The organism is Halobacillus sp. ABD4_316 (genome assembly GCF_056161385.1).
Genome location: NZ_JBSWZA010000004.1, coordinates 282,190 through 301,199 on the forward strand (window position 1 = coordinate 282,190; position 19,010 = coordinate 301,199).

The 19,010-nt window shown below is 46.5% G+C and carries 18 protein-coding genes; 14 read left to right on the forward strand and 4 right to left on the reverse strand.

The genetic code is table 11. The annotated features are described in order from the left end of the window. Positions 1 to 14 precede the first annotated feature (14 nt). Positions 15 to 332, reverse strand: a complete 318-nt coding sequence (locus ACXAJH_RS16620) for an ArsR/SmtB family transcription factor (protein ID WP_474967962.1) — start codon at positions 330 to 332, stop codon at positions 15 to 17. 137 nt (positions 333 to 469) lie between these two features. Here ACXAJH_RS16620 and ACXAJH_RS16625 point away from each other — a divergent pair, with 137 nt between their 5' ends. Further along, on the forward strand, positions 470 to 694 hold the full coding sequence (locus ACXAJH_RS16625; protein WP_474994600.1) for a hypothetical protein: 225 nt from the start codon (positions 470 to 472) through the stop codon (positions 692 to 694). A gap of 31 nt (positions 695 to 725) precedes the next feature. Here ACXAJH_RS16625 and ACXAJH_RS16630 read toward each other — a convergent pair whose 3' ends face one another. Continuing rightward, the gene (locus ACXAJH_RS16630) at positions 726 to 914 is read right to left on the reverse strand and encodes a YjzC family protein (RefSeq protein WP_027953645.1); all 189 of its coding nucleotides are present in this window, start codon (positions 912 to 914) and stop codon (positions 726 to 728) included. A 245-nt stretch (positions 915 to 1,159) separates the two neighbouring features. Here ACXAJH_RS16630 and ACXAJH_RS16635 point away from each other — a divergent pair, with 245 nt between their 5' ends. The 3 genes from ACXAJH_RS16635 (at position 1,160) to ACXAJH_RS16645 (ending at position 3,233) form a co-directional block, all read left to right on the forward strand. Next, positions 1,160 to 1,786: an FMN-dependent NADH-azoreductase gene (locus ACXAJH_RS16635; protein WP_474967965.1), complete on the forward strand. Its 627-nt coding sequence runs from the start codon at positions 1,160 to 1,162 to the stop codon at positions 1,784 to 1,786. Positions 1,787 to 1,896: 110 nt separating this feature from the next. Continuing rightward, positions 1,897 to 2,436, forward strand: a complete 540-nt coding sequence (locus tag ACXAJH_RS16640) for a YcxB family protein (protein ID WP_474994602.1) — start codon at positions 1,897 to 1,899, stop codon at positions 2,434 to 2,436. 167 nt (positions 2,437 to 2,603) lie between these two features. After that, positions 2,604 to 3,233: a fumarylacetoacetate hydrolase family protein gene (locus ACXAJH_RS16645; protein WP_474970366.1), complete on the forward strand. Its 630-nt coding sequence runs from the start codon at positions 2,604 to 2,606 to the stop codon at positions 3,231 to 3,233. Between the two features lie 210 nt (positions 3,234 to 3,443). Here the strand turns inward: ACXAJH_RS16645 and ACXAJH_RS16650 are convergent, their stop codons facing one another. Then, a complete protein-coding gene (locus ACXAJH_RS16650; RefSeq protein WP_474994604.1) occupies positions 3,444 to 5,075 on the reverse strand; it encodes an acetolactate synthase large subunit in 1,632 nt (543 codons plus the stop codon). Between the two features lie 249 nt (positions 5,076 to 5,324). Between ACXAJH_RS16650 and ACXAJH_RS16655 the strand changes: the two genes are divergently transcribed. From ACXAJH_RS16655 to ACXAJH_RS16670, 4 genes are all read left to right on the forward strand, one after another. Next, positions 5,325 to 7,157 (forward strand): PTS mannitol transporter subunit IIBC, encoded by a 1,833-nt coding sequence (locus tag ACXAJH_RS16655; RefSeq protein ID WP_474994606.1) that lies wholly within the window; start codon positions 5,325 to 5,327, stop codon positions 7,155 to 7,157. Between the two features lie 277 nt (positions 7,158 to 7,434). After that, positions 7,435 to 9,546: a BglG family transcription antiterminator gene (locus ACXAJH_RS16660; protein ID WP_474994626.1), complete on the forward strand. Its 2,112-nt coding sequence runs from the start codon at positions 7,435 to 7,437 to the stop codon at positions 9,544 to 9,546. 14 nt (positions 9,547 to 9,560) lie between these two features. After that, a complete protein-coding gene (locus ACXAJH_RS16665) occupies positions 9,561 to 9,998 on the forward strand; it encodes a PTS mannitol transporter subunit IIA (RefSeq protein WP_474991407.1) in 438 nt (145 codons plus the stop codon). Position 9,999: 1 nt separating this feature from the next. Further along, the gene (locus tag ACXAJH_RS16670; RefSeq protein WP_474994608.1) at positions 10,000 to 11,148 is read left to right on the forward strand and encodes a mannitol-1-phosphate 5-dehydrogenase; all 1,149 of its coding nucleotides are present in this window, start codon (positions 10,000 to 10,002) and stop codon (positions 11,146 to 11,148) included. A gap of 42 nt (positions 11,149 to 11,190) precedes the next feature. Here the strand turns inward: ACXAJH_RS16670 and ACXAJH_RS16675 are convergent, their stop codons facing one another. After that, complete coding sequence (locus ACXAJH_RS16675; RefSeq protein ID WP_474994610.1) at positions 11,191 to 11,934, reverse strand: hypothetical protein; 744 nt, start codon at positions 11,932 to 11,934, stop codon at positions 11,191 to 11,193. Positions 11,935 to 12,136: 202 nt separating this feature from the next. On the opposite strand from ACXAJH_RS16675, the gene ACXAJH_RS16680 reads away from it, so the two are divergent. From ACXAJH_RS16680 to ACXAJH_RS16705, 6 genes are all read left to right on the forward strand, one after another. After that, positions 12,137 to 13,966 carry an IucA/IucC family protein gene (locus ACXAJH_RS16680; RefSeq protein WP_474994612.1) on the forward strand — a complete coding sequence of 610 codons (1,830 nt, stop codon included), beginning with the start codon at positions 12,137 to 12,139 and terminating at the stop codon, positions 13,964 to 13,966. Further along, complete coding sequence (locus ACXAJH_RS16685) at positions 13,963 to 15,939, forward strand: IucA/IucC family protein (RefSeq protein WP_474994614.1); 1,977 nt, start codon at positions 13,963 to 13,965, stop codon at positions 15,937 to 15,939. The genes ACXAJH_RS16680 and ACXAJH_RS16685 overlap by 4 nt, the downstream gene beginning before the upstream one ends. Before the next feature lie 3 nt (positions 15,940 to 15,942). Next, complete coding sequence (locus ACXAJH_RS16690; protein ID WP_474994616.1) at positions 15,943 to 17,112, forward strand: type III PLP-dependent enzyme; 1,170 nt, start codon at positions 15,943 to 15,945, stop codon at positions 17,110 to 17,112. Positions 17,113 to 17,691: 579 nt separating this feature from the next. After that, complete coding sequence (locus ACXAJH_RS16695; protein WP_474994618.1) at positions 17,692 to 17,880, forward strand: hypothetical protein; 189 nt, start codon at positions 17,692 to 17,694, stop codon at positions 17,878 to 17,880. Positions 17,881 to 17,976: 96 nt separating this feature from the next. Beyond that, a complete protein-coding gene (locus ACXAJH_RS16700; RefSeq protein ID WP_220585042.1) occupies positions 17,977 to 18,135 on the forward strand; it encodes a hypothetical protein in 159 nt (52 codons plus the stop codon). Positions 18,136 to 18,383: 248 nt separating this feature from the next. After that, complete coding sequence (locus tag ACXAJH_RS16705; protein WP_474994620.1) at positions 18,384 to 18,827, forward strand: hypothetical protein; 444 nt, start codon at positions 18,384 to 18,386, stop codon at positions 18,825 to 18,827. Positions 18,828 to 19,010 lie beyond the last annotated feature (183 nt).

Here is a 19,010-nt window from a genome sequence, read left to right on the forward strand (position 1 = left end):
GGTAAAAAAAGAGCTTACAGCTCTCTTTTTATAAATTCCGCGACTTCCTCAATTTTTTCCTCACGTCTCCGGTAATAGGTCCATTTGCCATGGCGTTCGGATTCCAGCAGGCCGGCATGCTGCATCATCGCCAGGTAGTGGGAGACGGTTGACTGCGAAAGGGCGGCTTTTTCCTGAATATCTCCGACGCAGACGCCGCCTTTTTCATTGATGTTCTTAGATAGATGAGCGGTCGGCTTATCGAAGTGTTTTTCAGGATTTTTCAACCACATAAGCATATCCAATCTTGTCTGGTTGGCTAATACTTTAAAGATATCGATGTAATTTTTCATAGGCCTATATTAATCGAGGATTATCGATATGTCAACGACCGTGCCTTTCAACGGTTCTCTTATCATAGAGAAGTGGCATGTTTCTATTTCTTCTACATACCCTACTAGTAACAAGACTAGACGAGGAGTGATCACAAATGGGTTTCACATATGGGAAAACAGAACTGATCCACGAGCTGCAGGCGCTTTTTGCAAGGCATAACGTTCGTTCCGTTGAGGTGAAAGAACCGGGAACCTTATTTTTAGTAGAGGCCGATGGCTCCCTTTCCATCGGTGTGAGGGCCGCCATCACGTCATTTGAAGAGAAACCAGGCGCCAAAGGCAGTCGGTTTAAAGTGATCCAGGGGAAGAAAAAAACCTGAACCCAGTTATGAAAGGGGTTCAGGTTTCTTTTTATTTGGCTTTTTTCCAATAGGCTGCTTCCTTACTTGAACGGAGAGGTGGGAATGTATCACCGCTGCTGAGTTCGATATGTTTTTCATCTTCTGTAACGTTATTGTTCTTGCGGCCATCGGCTAAACCATCAAATTCATACGTACCTGATTCCGGAGCTTTTTCGCCTGTCTTATAACGATCTGCCATGTGTATACATCCTTTCCATTTAATGATTTCCTGTGCGCACATTAGCTCTATAGCCGGGTTTTCTTCCTGTTAAACCAACTTGGATAAAAATGGGTATTATGTCGTATGTGCATCCCTGAGTGCGTGATGATTGACATATTCAACGAAGACGATTAATATGATGATTGTTATATAGTATGTATAGCAACATTATGAATTCAAATTAAATAGGCAGAAGGCCTGAATAGATGCTGGAGGGATTTTTAATGACAAAAGTATTGTTTGTTAAAGCGAATTCTAGACCAATTGAACAATCCGTGAGTGTGAAGCTGTATCACACGTTCCTGGACCATTATAAAGAGAATCATCCGGATCACGAAATTGAAGAGCTGGATCTGTTTGAAGAAAATCTCGGGTACTACAATACCGATAAAATCAACGGTATGTTCAAACTGTCCCAAGGGATGGAACTGACTCCGAACGAAGAAGCCGCCACGAAGACGGTCAATGGGTATTTAAACCAGTTCCTGGAAGCGGACAAAGTCGTTTTCGCTTTCCCATTGTGGAACTTTACGATACCGGCTGTTCTTCACACGTACTTTGATTATCTGGCTCAGGCAGGTAAAACGTTCCGTTATACAGCGGAAGGACCTGTTGGGCTGCTTCCTGATAAAAAAGTGGCTGTGTTGAACGCCCGAGGCGGTGTTTATTCTGAAGGACCGGCGCAATCGGCAGAGATGGCGGTCAATTACGTGGAAAACATTCTTGGTTTCTGGGGCATTTCAGACATTACGACGCTCGTCATTGAAGGGCATAACCAATTCCCGGACAAGGCGGAAAGCATCATTGAAGAAGGGCTGGAGAAAGCAGAAAAAGTGGCTGTCTCCTTTTAATTCTCCCACGCATCCCATAAATTGGGGTGCGTTTTTTTAAGCATAATGGTTGCTAAAGATGAGGATAACCTCTAATCTTAGCGTAGACTTTTTAAAAGGGAGGGTACACCATGAATATCCAGAAAGGAATTCATATCAGCGGCATTCTTCAGTTGAATGAATTTAAGCAGTGCCACGCTTTTCATTTTAAACGGATGAAGATATGGACGCTGTTCAGCACATTGGTACTGTTTACCGTTTTGTTTTATGGATCCGTAGAAGGAGCTTGGTGGCAGAAGGGACTGGTCTCTATGGGATATGCTTTGATCCCGGCTGCTTTTGTCTTCCTGATCATGATGTTTGTCCTCCATCTCCGCTCTACAGGTGTTTACAAAGCTGATTATTATGCCAAAAATGCATGGACCTATACCATTGATGATAGAGGGATTACCGAAAAGATTAAAAAACAGAGCCACTGCTATTTATGGAAAGAAATTGTGACGTTGAATGAAGTGTCCACAATGTTTGTTCTTTATACAAAGGATAAGCAGACCATCATTCTGCCGAAGCGCTATTTCGCTTCCGAAGAACAGCAGCAGGAATTTAAGGAACTCGCAGCTCATCATCTCAACAAACAGCCCTATAAACGCTGGATTCCAGCTTTTACGTAAACGCAGAGCCTTTGCTCTGCGTTTTTTTTATAGTAATGGATGGCCTGCTTGTTGAAAAACGTGTAGAGGGTGGAAAATCTGTCTACATTCAAGGGATATTCCGTAAGCGCTCCCGGTTCCTGTGCTAAACTGGAGAAAGCAGGAAAACAGGGAGGAGTTGAAAGAAGATGGAGGAAATCCGCAACATTTATTGTGTAGGGCGCAATTATAAAAAGCATGCAGAAGAGCTTGGCAATCAGGTGCCGTCCGAGCCGCTCATTTTCATGAAGCCGACCCACGCGTTACATACAACGGAGGGAGAAATTCACCTTCCATTTGAGCAGGGGGAGATCCACTTTGAAGGAGAGCTGGTCGTAAAAATGAGAGAGGACTACCATCCGGATAAACCGCTCGATGCTATGCTCGACGGCATCGCCCTCGGCATTGATTTCACAGCGAGGGATGTACAGTCGAAACTGAAGGAAAAAGGGCATCCGTGGACAATGGCGAAAGGCTTTCCTGGATCAGCTGTAGTCAGCCGGTTTGTGCCTTTCCCAGGGGAAGAGGCGTTTCGTAAGGCGGCCTTCTCCCTTTTTAAAAACGGAAGAATCGTTCAGAATGGGGAGCCGGAACGAATGATTTTTTCCCTGCGGGAGCTTATTGACGTGATCGGAGGTCGTCTCGGGCTCGGCAGGGGAGATATCATTTTCACGGGTACACCGGAAGGAGTGGGGCCTGCTGCGCGTGGGGATGTTTTCACATTTGAGATGGAGTCCGGCAGTCAATCGTATGCCTTTGGACCTCTTCATATCCAGTAAAGAACAGAGAAAAGTATAGGTCTTTTCTGGGAGCGACCCCCTTTTATATGAAAAGAATCTCTTGGACATGTTCTTACATACATGGGAAACAAGAAGAAAAAGAAACGATCAAAAAAGCTGCCGATAAATTTCTCGACAGCCTGGAAAGCGGAGCCATCAGGCTCCGCTTATTTTTATTCGTTCATTGAATCTGCTTTCCTGTCCAATCCCTCAGTCGCATTGGATTTGGTTTAGTTTTTCCGTCAACTTCATATTTTCACCGTAATCGACAGGACAGTCAATCAGTACAGGCTTGTTTAAAGAAATGGCCTGCTGAAGGGTTTCTGTAAGAGCATCACCTTTCTCTACTGTTAGAGACTCAAAACCGAATGCTTCTGCCAGTTTGGAGAAATCCGGGTTTCCGAAACCGATATGGGAAGAGCGGTCGAATTTCTTCTTCTGATGCCATTCAATCAATCCGTAGCCTTCATCACGCCATAACAGAATGATGATAGGGAGCTGGAGTCTAACTGCCGTTTCCATTTCTGCTTCTGTCATCAAAAGAGAGCCATCCCCGCACACGGCCACTACTGTTTTGTCCGGGTGAGCCAGCTTCGCACCGACAGCACCGGGAACAGCTACCCCCATGGAAGCAAGTCCGTTGGAGATGAGACACGTGTTCGGAAGGGCGGCCGGATAGAGGCGGGACATCCACATTTTATGGGCGCCCACGTCGGAAATAACGATGTCCTCATCGTTCAAAGTCCGGCGCAGATCGGAGATGATTTTCTGCGGTTTCAAGGGATAGGAGTCATCATCTTTATGAGCGTTCATATCTTCAAGCATCTGACTGCGCACATGTTCGGCCCATGAAAGGTCCCGTTCCTGACTTGAGAGGGATGTATTCAGCTGAGCCAGGTTTTTACGGATGTCCCCAACGACATTCACCTTGACCGGATAGTGGGAATCGATTTCAGCCGTTGCCGTATCGATATGGAGGACGGGAGTACGGCCGGAAGGGTTCCAGCTTTCCGGAGGAGTCTCTGCCATATCAAAGCCGATCGTGATGATTAAATCAGCTTTGCTGAATCCGCAGGTAATGTAATCTGTTCCGCTACCTGCTGCAAAGAGGTTGTGTTCATGCTTCCAAGAGAGTGCTCCTTTGCCCATAAAGGAATGGACAACAGGAATAGAGGCTTTTTCGGCCAACTTTTGGAGTTCTTCAGATGCTCCTGCCCTGGTCACTCCATTTCCGGCTAAGATGAGTGGAAACCGTGCTTCTTTTATGATTTCCGCTGCTTCCTGGATCACGGACGTTTCTGCTACCGGCAGAGTGGAGCGGCTGATTGACAGGGGAGCTCCCTCTACTTCGGTTTCGGCAATATCTTCGGGAAGATCGATGTGGGTCGCGCCCGGTTTTTCCTCCGCTGCCACTTTGTACGCTTTCCGTACGGCCTCCGGAATCATTTCACCTGTTTTGATCTGGGCATTCCATTTGGTCACAGGTTCATAAATATCGACAAGGTCATAGTACTGATGGGACTCTTTATGCTGACGATCAAGGCCCGCCTGACCGGTAATCGCAATCAGTGGGCAGCGGTCCATGTTTGCGTTGGCCACTCCTGTTAATAGATTGGCAGCACCTGGCCCGAGCGTGGCGAGGCAGACACCAGGTTTTCCAGTCAAACGTCCATACGTACTTGCCATAAAAGCGGCACTCGTTTCGTGTCTTGCTGTGACGAATTGAATGGATGAGTCTAAAACAGCATCCATCACATCAATATTTTCTTCCCCCGGGACGCCGAACATGTACTCGACGCCTTCCTTTTCCAAGCATTGAATCAGTAGTTGAGCTGCATTCATCGTCCTATTCCTCCTGTCCTTATTATCTTGTGTAAACGTTCCCTGTGAGCAGAAACTCAAACAAGAACTGGAATCACATTCCAGTTTTGATGAACATGGGGGACTCTTAAACCGCGCCATGACAGGTTTTTTAATCCTGTCATGACATCTGTGACAAACATGCGTTTAGATTGTCTTGAGATATGGGTTGTAACCGCTTTATCATAAGGTTACAGAAGAAACACACGAAAGAGACGAGGAGGAAACAAAATGAGTGAAAAGCAGCAAGCTGGTTTCCGTGCCCGGGTACAGAAATTTGGCAGCTTTCTAAGTAGTATGATCATGCCGAACATCGGCGCATTTATTGCATGGGGACTTATTACCGCTTTATTTATACCAGATGGATGGTTTCCAAACGAAGATTTAGCCGAAATGGTCGGCCCGATGATTACGTATCTCCTTCCATTATTGATCGGTTTCACAGGTGGACGTCTTGTCCACGGTCTGCGCGGAGGAGTGGTCGGTGCGACAGCGACGATGGGGGTTATCGTCGGAGCAGACATTCCGATGTTCCTTGGTGCCATGGTGATTGGTCCATTCAGTGGCCTTGTCATCAAATATGTAGACAAACTGTTTGAAGGAAAAGTGAAATCCGGTTTTGAAATGTTGATCAACAACTTTACGGCCGGTATTGCCGCAGGTATTCTTGCTATCATTGGTTATTATGTGGTCGGTCCGGTAATGGCAGGACTGACAAATATTCTCGGAAGTGCGGTAGAGTTCCTGATTGGTGCCGGACTGCTTCCACTGGTCAACGTCTTTATTGAACCAGCGAAGATTTTGTTCCTGAACAACGCCATCAACCACGGCATCCTGAGTCCGATTGCAGTGGATCAAACGCAGGATCTTGGAAAATCGATTCTCTTCCTGCTTGAGTCCAACCCAGGACCTGGACTTGGTGTCTTGTTAGCCTTTACGATCTTTGGAAAAGGGGTTTCCCGCCAGACAGCACCTGGTGCTGCGATCATCCACTTCTTCGGTGGGATCCATGAAATCTACTTCCCGTACATTCTGTCCAAGCCGGCTCTGCTTCTAGCCGTTATTGCTGGTGGTGTATCAGGGACAGCAACCTTTGCCGCTCTTGGTGTCGGACTGACAGCTACACCGTCCCCGGGTAGTATCATCGCCATCGGGACGTTGACAGCACGTGGAGATCTGCTGGGAGTAATCGCTGGTGTGTTGATTGCCGCTCTTGCTTCCTTCCTTGTCGCTTCCTTGATTCTGAAGCTGAGCAAAAAAGAGGAGGAAGACGATTTGAACCAGGCGACTGCGCAGATGGAACAGATGAAAGGGAAGAAGAGTTCTGTTTCCGGCCAGTTGACGAAGGACGAAGAAGCGAATGAAGCTTCTACAGAGGAAGCTCCTTCTGGAAATACAGAAGAAGTTCCATCTGTACGTGAAGGGGATATTGACCGGATCATCTTTGCCTGTGACGCCGGCATGGGATCCAGTGCAATGGGAGCTTCCCTTCTTAAGAACAAATTCAAAAAAGCAGGAATCAGCATCGATGTGACAAACATGGCAATCAATGACCTGCCATCGGATGTGGACATCGTCATCACGCACAAAGATTTGACAGAACGCGCCATGCAGCGTGTACCAGGAGCGCACCACATTTCCGTGGACAACTTCCTGAACAGCCCGCGCTATGATGAGCTTGTCAATGAACTGCAAGATGATGAGAAGCCTGAAGAATCCCAGGAAAAAGCGCAGCCTGCGCCATCTGGAAATACCGGAGAAGTTCCAGCCGTAGATGAAAAGGAAATTGACCGGATCATCTTCGCCTGTGACGCCGGTATGGGGTCCAGTGCAATGGGAGCTTCCCTTCTTAAGAACAAATTCAAAAAAGCAGGGATTAACATTGATGTGACAAACATGGCGATCAATGATCTGCCATCGGATGTGGATATCGTCATCACACACAAAGATTTGACGGAGCGTGCGATGCAGCGTGTACCAGGAGCCCACCACATTTCCGTGGACAACTTCCTGAACAGCCCGCGCTATGATGAATTGGTCAATGAATTGAAAGAAGACGAATAAGCACGAAAAAAAGGAAGCCCATGAGGCTTCCTTTTTTGTTTGGTCAAAATATATTATATCTCGTGCCTTCACGTGATAAGACCATTTCCGTTCTACCGCAGGCATTCACCGATAAGCGGCAAGCGCCTGATCCAACTGTCGGAGTTCTGTTGGAGAATGTTTTCTTTTTTAATTTTGTCACAGCCATCGTGACGAGAGTGGGTTTACTTTCTGTTGAAAACCCTTACGAACCGGGCTAAGATGGAAATATAGCAAATAAACTAATTAAATGTTGTCAATGAGGGAGGTGAGGCAGATGTATGTGACAGCCCGCGAAAGAAAGATTTTAGAGCAGCTTTTTTCAGAGCAAGAGACCGTGACGATCAAACAGGTGGCTGAGGATCTCGGTATAAGCACCAGAACCGTCCATCGTGACTTAAAGGGAATTGAAAGTGTTCTTGAGGAGTACGGGCTCCGTTTATCCAAACAATCTGGAGGATTACTTATTCTTGAAGGCCCATTTGAAAACAGGCAGCAGTTTAAACGGGAACTGCATCAGCAGGAAACGGTCGACTATACGCCTGAAGAACGTCAGGTGCTCATTTTATCCAAACTGCTGGAATCAAGAGAGCCTGTAAAATTGTCCGCGCTGGCCACTGACCTTGGAGTGACGGTGGCAACCGCCAGTCATGATTTAGATAAGGTGGAAAGCTATTTAGCGGATTTTGAATTGACGCTCGTCCGCAGGCGGGGCTATGGAGTGGAAGTGAGCGGCCCTGAATCGGGTATCCGTAAAGCCATCAGTTCGCTGCTTATGAAGCATTTGAATGAACTGGATTTGTTTTCGCTCCTTCAGCAGAATATGCAGGCCGATAAAAAGCCGGTATCCTCTATATCCGGTCAGCTGCTGGATTTTGTGCAGCCGGACAAGCTGACTCGAATTGAAACCCATGTGGAACAATTGAGGAGTAACCTGCATTACCCGCTGGCAGACAGCGCTTATATCGCTCTCGTTATCCACCTTGGTCTTGCGATCGAGCGGATTCAATACGGGGAAATGATTCATATGGAAGAAGAACAGCTGGATAAGCTTCGTCATTCCAAAGAGTTCGAATTTGCGAGGGAGCTGACACGGTTGCTGGCGGATGCGTTTCAACTGGACATCCCGGAAGCGGAGACAGGTTTCATTACGATGCACTTGATGGGAGCCAAAGCGCGTTACGACCGTCATTCTGTACTTGAGGAGTCAAGTATGAGCATTGCTGTACAAACGAAACAGCTGATTACAGAAGTAACAAATCGAACCGGCATCCATTTTCACGAGTCCGACCGCCTGCTGCATGACCTTGTAGCTCACTTGAAGCCGAGCTTATACAGGCTGAAGCACCAAATGGGGATTGAGAATACGTTTACCGATCAGATGGTGGAAGATTACCCGGAGCTTTTCGTCCATATCGAAGAAAGTCTTGCTGAAGTTTTTCCTGATCTTTACTTTCCGAAAGAAGAAGTGGCCTTTGTTGTCATGCATTTCGCCTCCGCTCTCTTAAAGCTGGAAGGCAGAAGGGGACTGGATGTCCTTGTTGTCTGCTCAAGCGGAATCGGGACGGCTAAGATCCTCGCCGCTAAGCTTCAAAAGCGGTTCAATGAAATCGAATCCGTTGAGCATCGCTCGCTTTTTGAATTGAAGGATATGATGAAGGAAGATTATGACCTGATCGTTTCTACGATTGAGCTTCCGGATATAGACGATTATGTAAGGGTAAGTCCTGTTCTGCCGCAGAAGGATGTTCATAAGCTGGAGCACACCATCCGCCGTATCCAGGTGTTTCGTCATTTGAAAGAAGCGAAAAAGGATCCGAAACCCTCAGTGACCCGGGTGGACTTCCGACAGGTGAAAGACAGGCTGAAAAGCTGGAGAAGCTTTGCCGATGTGATTGATCATCTGCTGAACAGGCTCCGCGTCCTGGAGGCAGATGGTTATGATATGCCCCGTGTATTGACAGCGATGACGGAACGCCTGGCCGCAGACGGTTTCATTCCAAACGGTCCTGATGTTCTTGAAGCCTTGCTGGATCGGGAGCAGAAAGGCGGGCTCGCCATCCCCGGCACAGCTCTTGCGTTGTACCATACACGCAGTGAGTCGGTAAAAGAGCCTTCCTTTACAGTCCACTTCACTCATGAGCCGGTGAAGGCTGTCGATATGGGTGGGGAACCCGCTGACGTACACACCATTCTGCTTATGCTCGCACCGGCGGATATGAGCAGAGAGGGTCTCGAAACATTGAGTTACTTAAGTTCGCTGATTGTTGAGGAAGAAGAATGTGTGGCTGTTCTGGAATCCAGAGAGGAAGACACCATCGTCAATTACCTCAGCACAAAGCTTTATGAATATTTACAAACTAAACAATAAGAGGAGAATGAATCATGTCTAACAACATTTTGACAAAAGAAAACATTGAACTGAACCAAACACTGGCGACAAAGGAAGAAGCGATCCGTTATGTAGGCGGTATTTTAAATGGCCAGGGGTATGTAGAGGAGTCCTATATTGATGAAATGCTGAAACGTGAAGAGCTGACTTCCACTTACATGGGTAACTTTGTAGCGATTCCCCATGGTACGGAGGATGCGAAGAAAGTGGTACTTGAAACAGGCATCAGTGTGGTGACGGTACCAGAAGGGGTGGATTTCGGAGGCGGAAACATCGTGAAGCTGTTGATCGGTATTGCTGGTAAAGGCGATGAGCACCTTGAAATTCTTTCTCAAATTGCGATTGTATGTTCGGAAGAAGAAAACGTACAAAAGTTAATTGAAGCGGAAAGCAAGGAAGAAGTCATTCAAATGTTCAGCGAGGTGGAATAACATGAAGGCCGTTCATTTTGGAGCAGGAAACATCGGCAGAGGATTTATCGGAGCTCTGCTGGACCAGTCAGGATTTGAAACGATTTTCGTCGATGTCAATGAAACGCTGATCAATCAGTTGAATGAACGCCGGAGTTACACGGTGGAGCTTGCCGGATCAGCTGAATCCCTGGAAGTGCAACACGTTTCCGGGTTGAACAGTATCCAGCAGGAAGCGGCCGTTATTGAAGCGATTGCTGAAGCGGATCTGGTTACGACAGCGGTCGGCCCCCACATTCTCTCTGTCATCGCAGGCCTCTTAGCTAAAGGCTTGAAGCACCGCAGCCAGAACAACGGTGGTCCCGTAAATGTGATCGCCTGTGAGAACATGATTGGTGGTAGTGAATCATTAAAAGCCTCGGTTCTGGAGCATCTAGAGGGGGATGAAGCGGACGCTGTTCTTGCGGAAACAGGTTTCCCGAACGCAGCGGTCGACCGTATCGTTCCTGATCAGGCCAACGAAGATCCGCTTGCCGTCAAGGTAGAACCCTACTATGAGTGGGTGGTGGAAACGCCGGCAATCAAAGGAGATCGTCCAGCTGTCGAAGGCATTACGTATGTGAGTGATCTAACGCCGTATATTGAGCGGAAATTGTTCACCGTTAACACGGGGCATGCGGTTCCTGCTTATCTCGGCTATTATTATGGTCATAAGACGATTATGGAAGCGATGAATGATCCAAAAGTGAAGGATGTTCTTCGTGGTACGCTTGCTGAAACAGGGGCCGTTCTTGTAGAGAAGTACGGCTTTGACAAAGAAACACATCAAGCGTATGCCGATAAAATCATCGAGCGCTTTGAAAACCCGGATCTATCTGATGAAGTGACCCGTGTCGGGCGTGCGCCGAAAAGGAAGCTTGGACCGAAAGACCGTTTGATTCGTCCAGCCTTTGAGTATGCTGAACGTATGAACGAAGAGCCGTCCCACCTGGCAGAAGTCATTGCTGCTGCCCTCTTGTATGATTATAAGGAGGATCCGGAAGCAGCTGAAATCCAGGAAGAATTGAAAAACGAAGGACTTCAAGCCACATTGGTCCGCGTTTCAGGTCTGGACGCCGGTCATCCGCTCGTCCAGCTCGTAGAACAGAAATACAATCAAATGAAAGCATAAAAACAACCCCCGTCTAGTGCGTAAACCTGACGGGGGTTTTCCTTATATCCGGTCCCTGCGCTCCTCATCAGTAATGAGCGGGCAGGTCGGACAGCATTTGCTTTTATCCGCATCATGGAGCATATATTTCATGCAGCAGTGCCGGCGGACATAAGTTTGTTTTCCCTCTTCAGAGGTGTACCAGCGGAATTTGAAGTAGAGCGGATTGCGTTCATTTTCATGAAAAAGCTCGTTTGATGTGAACCATCGGAATACTTTTTCCAGCTGATCCGGATCCACCCCTTCTTTTTCAAGCGCACACATGCGTTGATGCAGGTTGTGGGAAACGATGGAACGCATATGGGCAGCCTTGCATTTGGAGACGTGGGCGGCTGTCTGGAACAACGGCTGGAGATGATGTACGATGAACGTACGAATCTGTGCTTTTACATATTCCTCGGATACATCTTCGACTTTATGGGCGCAACCTTCCGCAAGGATGTAATTCATGACGTTCTTTTCTTTCTGTTGAATCCCATAATGCTCCGGGTGTCCGTCAAACAAAATGCCATGACGGACGATGGATTCAAACAGGCCCATCGTAAGAACCGAGTACATTTTTCCAAATAACAGCCCGGCAATAGACAGATTCGGGGCTGCAAGATTGTCCGCCTGGGCGGTCAACAGACGTTCAAGGTTTTCTTTGTTTTCAATCAGGTCTGTGACGTTGTGTGAGACATGTCCGGCATGCCGGCTCCCGATATAGATGCGATGGTTTTTTTGAATATTTTGGAATGCAGTCTTCATAAATATGACTCCTACATGTGATTTTATAGTGATAATCATTATCAAGTATAAAATATTTTCTGTCTTTGGACAACAGGTAGAGCATAACCAGAGGGGGAAGTAGAGTATTCTAACGTTACAGGCAGTATGGGGAGATTATTCCCTATTGTTTGAGGGAATAGACCCCGGTACATAAAATGAACCCCGGCAAGAGGTGACAGAAATGAAAGAAATGCGTAAAATTCAACATCAAGAAAAAGCGTCGTTGTCTGTGCTCCATCAGCTTCTTCAAGCCATCATACGTGAGCATGTTTTTGCTTGTGAATGGAAGAATGGGGACAGAGAAATCCGCTTGAAAGCCAACAGAGGAATGATCCATGTGATCGTGGAAAAAACATACATGCTCGGCCAAATAGACATCAGCCGTGTCTTTCATTTAGACGAAAAGGGGGCGGAGTCTGCGGTCACAACGCCGGAACAGCTGCTGGATTTCCTGTATGCCCCTGATGAAAAAGAGTCCGTCCAGCGGTTTTATGATGAAATGGTCAACAGTGCTTCCAACTATGCCCTGGCCCTTGAGGCGGCATCTGTCAGGAAAGCGACAGCCGTTAAAGAAGCCCGCAGAAGGGGAGCGGAAACGATGCTTTCCTATGTGCAACATAAAAAACGGGCGGATGCTTCTTTCAGTCCACTCGTCTATTTTGAACAGTGGGTCATTCAGGGGCATACGATTCATCCCGGATCACGCACACGAATGGGTTTGAGTACGGAGGACATCCGCACGTTTGCGCCGGAATGGGCGGGGAAGCCAGGGGTCATTCCGGCAGCGGTACATAAAGACGTCGTGCAGCAGACGACGATGGGAGGGGAAACAGTTTCATCCATTTTATTCAAAGAATATCAAGGACTGGAGCATGCTTTTGAAGCGGCCTGCAGACAGAAGGAAGTCAACAGGGAGGACTATGAACTTCTTCCTGTCCATCCGTGGCAGTGGGAGCATACGATAGAACCGGACTATAAGGAAGAACTGGACAGCGGTCTGGTGTTTCCGGTCCCGGCGTACACCCTGCCTATGACAGCCTTGATTTCTTTTCGTACCCTTGCTCCCGAAGGAAGCGTCACCCGTCATCATATAAAAACGGCTGTGAACGTACAAATGACGAGTGCAGTCAGGACCGTGTCCGCCGCTTCAACAAAGAACGGTCCTGCCTTATCCCGTCTTTTTGAAACCCTGTTAAGTCAAGACCGTGATTTGGCCGGACGTCTGTCTGCGATGAAGGAATCCGCCGGTCTACACTACGAACCCAAAGGTCTGTTATCTGCTGATGTCAGACATGAAAAGCAGAAGAATCTGGCAGCCATTCTTCGGGAAAATCCGGAACAGAATCTGAATGAAGACGAAGTCGCTGTCCCGGCGGCTGCTCTTGTGGCTGACTCCCCGATCAGCGGTATGTTAATTGCCCGGGAAATGATGGAGTCGATGGAACATTCAACGGCAGCGTCGTTTATCAAAGCCTATGCAGAGGCTGTCCTCCCTCCCATTGTTACGCTTTTGACGAAATATGGTATTGGAATGGAAGCCCATCTGCAGAATTGTGTGGTCGTCTTCTCAAAAGGACGGCCTGAGCGTATCATTTTGAGAGATTATGGCGGCATCCGGATAATGAGCGGGCGGCTCGAACGCTTCTTTGATCAACTGCCGATTGATCCGGCTACGAACCTGCTGACCGAGCAGCCAGATGATCTCCTGCATGTCTTTTCTCATGCACTGCTTCATAATCACTTCGGCGAAATCATTACGGCTCTCGCAAGATCTCTTGGCTGTGGAGAGGATGAGATGTGGGAGGAAGTCCGAAGGGTTATTCATGATCAATATGAAGAGTTGAGGAAGCTTCCTTCCATTCAACAAGATGCGGAAGAAGACGAGAAGGCCTTATGTTCCGGCCCGTCTAAGATGAAAGCCCTCGTTCAAATGAGACTCACAGATCAATATACAGACTATCGTTATGTGGATGCTCCAAATCCACTGACAAAGGAGGTGACGAAGAAATGATTCCTACAGAACTTCACACGATGCCCCGACCGATTTTTGAAGAGGAGAAGTGTCTGGAGTTCCTGACCACCTCGTATCCGGAACTCGTACCCTATTTCCATAAACATAGAGACAACGGGAGAAAGGGAATTCTGCATAAACTGGCCGATTCGATTCTTCGCGAGAACATTCAGGGGATGTATCAAACCGCCCGGAAGATTGAAGTGGAGCGTGGGACGCTGCTGGCAGATGGAGTCCCCGTCTCGGAAGAGCCTCTGTATAAGGGGCTGAAAAACCATCCTCTCGAAGAAGGCAGGGACTATCTATTCATCTGCCGGGGTGACTATGGTGTCTTATTTCCGATCCGCCGGGTTTCGGCCTTCCAAATGATTGAAACAGCAGAAGGGATCCTGTTTGTCTCCAGCGAAGGCTGCCGGCGTGTGGAATCAGCGGCTGACCTTCTTCATCTATTATTTTCCGTGGAGGATTTTCCGAACCTCTTCCCATTTACACGGGAACTGAATAATGGAACGGCGAATTTAACAATGGCTCTTGCTTTTGATGAGGTATGGAAAGATGGAGTGAAGAAGGAAGCCCATAATCTTGGAGCGGATACACTGTTTTCTTATCTGGCCTTTAAAAAAAGAGAGTCCGGATTTTCAGCAGGATTGTTTTTCGAACAACTTGTCGTCGAGGGGCATCATTTACATCCGGGAGCTAAGACGAAACTCGGTCTTTCCTATCCGGATGTGCTCCGGTTTTCACCTGAATTTCATCAGCCGTTTATCATCCGGTTTGCAGCTGTGAAGCGGAGTGCGCTTGTTATGACAGAGACCGGTCTGGAGAAGTATTTTACGGATCAGACATCGGCTGCCCGCCGGGAGCTTTCAGATAAAGGGTATGACGCGGAGGAGTATGAGATGATCCCTGTCCATCCGTGGCAGATGGAAAACGCTCTACCTATTATTTATGAAGAGGAGATAAAAAGCGGGATGGTTGTTCTATTAGATCAGCCATACTTGGATGCAGAAGCTACCTCATCCTTTCGAACTGTGGCCCCGAAAGGGAATCAACCGGTCATAAAATTGGCGGTCAACAGTCAGATGACATCCACAATCCGGTCGATTTCGATGCAGACGGCTATGAATTCCACGGTCTTCTCCCGTCTGATCAAGGACATTTACGAAAAAGAATCAGATATGGAGAGCTTCGTTCCTCTGATGGAGCTTTCCGGTGCGGCCTTCCAATCGGACGACCGCCTTAAAAGCAGGAATTTAACAATGCTGCTGCGGGAAGACATCGACCATCATTTGGAGGATGGGGAATGGGCGGTGGCTGGAATGGCCCTCTATGCCGAATCTCCGATCAGCGGCCGGACCGTTTTGAGAGATATAATCGAAGAACTGAGCCGCTGTGAAAACCTTACGATAGCAGAAGCATCGGAAAGCTTTTTCAAGACCTATGTTGAGAAAGTTCTTCCTGGATATTTGAAACTGATGGTGAAATACGGCATCGCCCTGGAGGGGCATTTGCAGAACAGTATTCCCGTCTTTAAAAACGGCCGTCTTTCCCGTTTCTTCTTTCGTGACTGGGGCGGATCGCGTATTTATACAGACCGTCTCCGCAGTCGCGGTCATACCCCGGCGTTTGCCGCTGATTCTGTCAGTGTAACGAACAACTTGTCCGACATGCACCATAAGCTGTATTACACGGTCTTCCAAAATCACCTCGGGGAAATCATCCGCCAGCTGAGTGAGTGGACAAATGCCGGAGAGCCGTGGTTCTGGGACGTTGTGAAACAGCAGTGTGAACAGATATTGGACAATTTGGCAGTTGATGAAGCATCGGAGAAGGCTGTGAAGGAAGATCGTGATTTCCTCTATCAGCCTGTGGTCATGCACAAATCATTGACAAAAATGCGTCTTACGAACAGTCAAGGGTATGGATACAATGAAGTGCCGAATCCGTTGGGGCGTCAGGTTGTGGAGGAATAAGATATGGATATCGAGAAGATCATCAATGAAAAGCATCAAGAAAAAGATCCCATCTGTGCGTATGTCTATGACTTACAGCAGCTGAAAAGCCATGCGGAATCACTGAAGTCGAGCCTGCCGGATTTTTGTGACCTGTATTATGCTGTAAAAGCCAACCCGGACCCTCACATTTTAGCAGCGCTTACTCCTATCGTAGACGGTTTTGACACGGCATCAGAGGAGGAGATGAATAAAGCAGGGGGAGAACGGCCGCTTCTTTTCGGTGCGCCTGCAAAGAAAGACAGGGAAATCGCAGCCGCTGTAGAAAAAGGGGTGCGTTACATCAATGTAGAAAGCCTCCATGATCTATACCGGATCAATGAAGCGGCAGGAAAAGCTGGGAAAGTCATGCCTGTCCTGCTGCGTGTCAACCTTCGGAAGGATGTGCCGGAAAGTCATCATATGATGTCTGGAACACCCACCCAGTTCGGTATCGATGAATATCAAATGCCGGACATCCTGAATGCCGCAGCCGCACTGGATCATATTCATGTGAAGGGGTTTCATTTTCATGCTATGTCCAACAACCTCGATGCGGACAAGCACGTCGCTTTTACCGGTCTCTGCATCCAGAAAGCTAAGGACTGGGCCGGCGCGTTCCACCTGGATCTGGAAACTGTCGATGTCGGGGGAGGCATCGGTATCAATTACTGGGACCCGGACACACCTTTTGACTGGATGACGTTCGTTGAAGGTATTCAACAATTGGAGAAAGAAGTCGGGGACATGACAGTGATTTTGGAACTGGGACGCTATATGACAGCCGGATGTGGTTATTATGTAACAGAGGTTCTGGACGTGAAGGAAAACCATGAGCAGGCCTTTGCCCTTGTCCGCGGCGGCTCTCATCATCTACGTCTGCCGGCGGCGTGGAAAATGAGTCATCCGTTCCAGGTCATTCCTGTAGATAGGTGGGAGAAAAACTGGCCGCGTCCGGGTGTTTTAAATCAGGATGTAACAATTACTGGAGAACTATGTACGCCGAATGATGTGCTCGTCCGCGGGGAGAAGGTGGATGCTCTTCGTGTGGGTGACCTTGTCGTTTTTGAATTTGCCGGAGCGTATGCCTGGACGATTTCACATCATGACTTTTTAAGTCATCCTAAACCTCAGATGATTTATTTGAATGAATAATGTAAGCCGTCCATAATAGGAGGCTTCAAGGCTGTCGAGAAAGCTTTCGACAGCTTTTTTAAGTTTGGATACTATTAAAGCTTGTTGATGATATCCGAAGAAGGCGAATGAGCGTTCTATTATAATAACTTTAGATTTTCTACTTTCATGATGTAACCAGTGTATCTTGTTCCCTGATTTGGATATATACCTTGAAACTGAGTCTTCAAGAAACGGGCAGGTTAGTTGAAGACTCAGTTTCGAGATAATTGGCAGTTTTGAAACTAAAATCGTTTTATCTCGTACATAAGTTATATCGGATTTATACATACATTTGAAGGGGGCGGTATCATTAGATTTTTTGTACTATTTATTCTAGTTTCATTATTATTTTCTGGCTGTTCTGGTGAGAAAAGAGACGAGACGCAAATAATACGAGGTGAATCCTCATCTTGGGATGCGAATGTTGAAGTAGTTTTTTCAAATTCAGAAGAACAAGATACATACCATATTGGAGGAAACCTAAAATTCAAGAAAGACTATACTCCAAAAGAGATTGAATATAATATATCCTATCCATCTGGAGAAAGTCAGGGTACTTTGGAAGCTTTGGAAGGAAAAAGTATTACGATACCTAATGGTGGTGGTACTCGTCTTAGTTCAATAGGTGATATTGAGGAATTTGCTAGTGCCATTACATTAAATGTAAGATGGAAAAATAATGACGGAGCGATGTTGAAGGAAAACATACAATTAAATCATCAGTTAGGTGATGATTTGATTTATTAGAATATCTTGAATTCAATTCTTCCCGTAAAGGGGGCGATTGTTGTACAATGACTATCGGTTATTAAATGATAGAAAAATTTTTAGGAGGAATATTCAATGGATGTACTTGTGCCAACTTTATTAATGTTTTTCCCTATTATAGTATTGGCTTTCCTAATAAGGTGGGTACGCTTAATAAAAAATAATAGTGACATTCAGGTTGAACAAAATAAAAAGATCATATCTCTTTTAGATAAAGCAGAAAATGAAAAGTAATTGTTGCTTCACGAACGCATGCGGAAGGATTTACTCTACGGCTTTAAGATTATCTCGAAATCAAGTCTTATTAGAGAAGGGGGCGATTGTTTAATAAAAGCAGTCGCTTTTTAACTGACGCAATAGAATAATTCAGCAAGATAAAGGACAGATAATACGAAAAGGAAGGGTTTACAATGCGAAGAATTTTTGATGTCACACAACTAGTTCTTCTCCGTTTTTTAACGAGACTCATGTTAAAAAGGAAGATGTACAAAGAACCAATTAAAGTAATAAGGAAATTCCAAGAACGTTTTGTTAGTAAAGGGTACTTGAATGCTGACTTGTCAAAAGGGCCAGAAACACCCAAATATTCAATTATTGATGGTTTGGTTTCTGCATTTGAGTTCCTACGTCATCATCGTAATGAAGATGATTATTATCTTCAGGTCGCTAAAAAGTGGGTTGGTGATTTATATAGCAGCAATCACATAATATCTTTATTATTCGTTATATTCTATGGGTTGATTTTATTAAATGTTTTCATAGACCAATCTTTCATTACACTACCAGGGGAGCTAATGTTCGTAGGGCTCTTTGTATTACCTTTATTAGGATTCATTAGCGCCATAGGAGGGAGAGGGTGGAAAAGGTTAATGCTAATGTTAATCAACATTTTTGTTTTTGCATATTCCATAATAATTTTAGCTTAGCGGTTTAAAAGGAAATTCTCGAAATCAAGTCTTAAAGAAACGGGGGCGCGCGACAAGTTCTGCTATAAGCGTATTTTAGCGTGAAAAGCAGGAAGTTTATTTAACTAAATTTTAACTGTACAACGGAGGATGGGAATGAAGGATCCATGTTTCCCGAAACCATCCCGTCAACACTCCTGCATG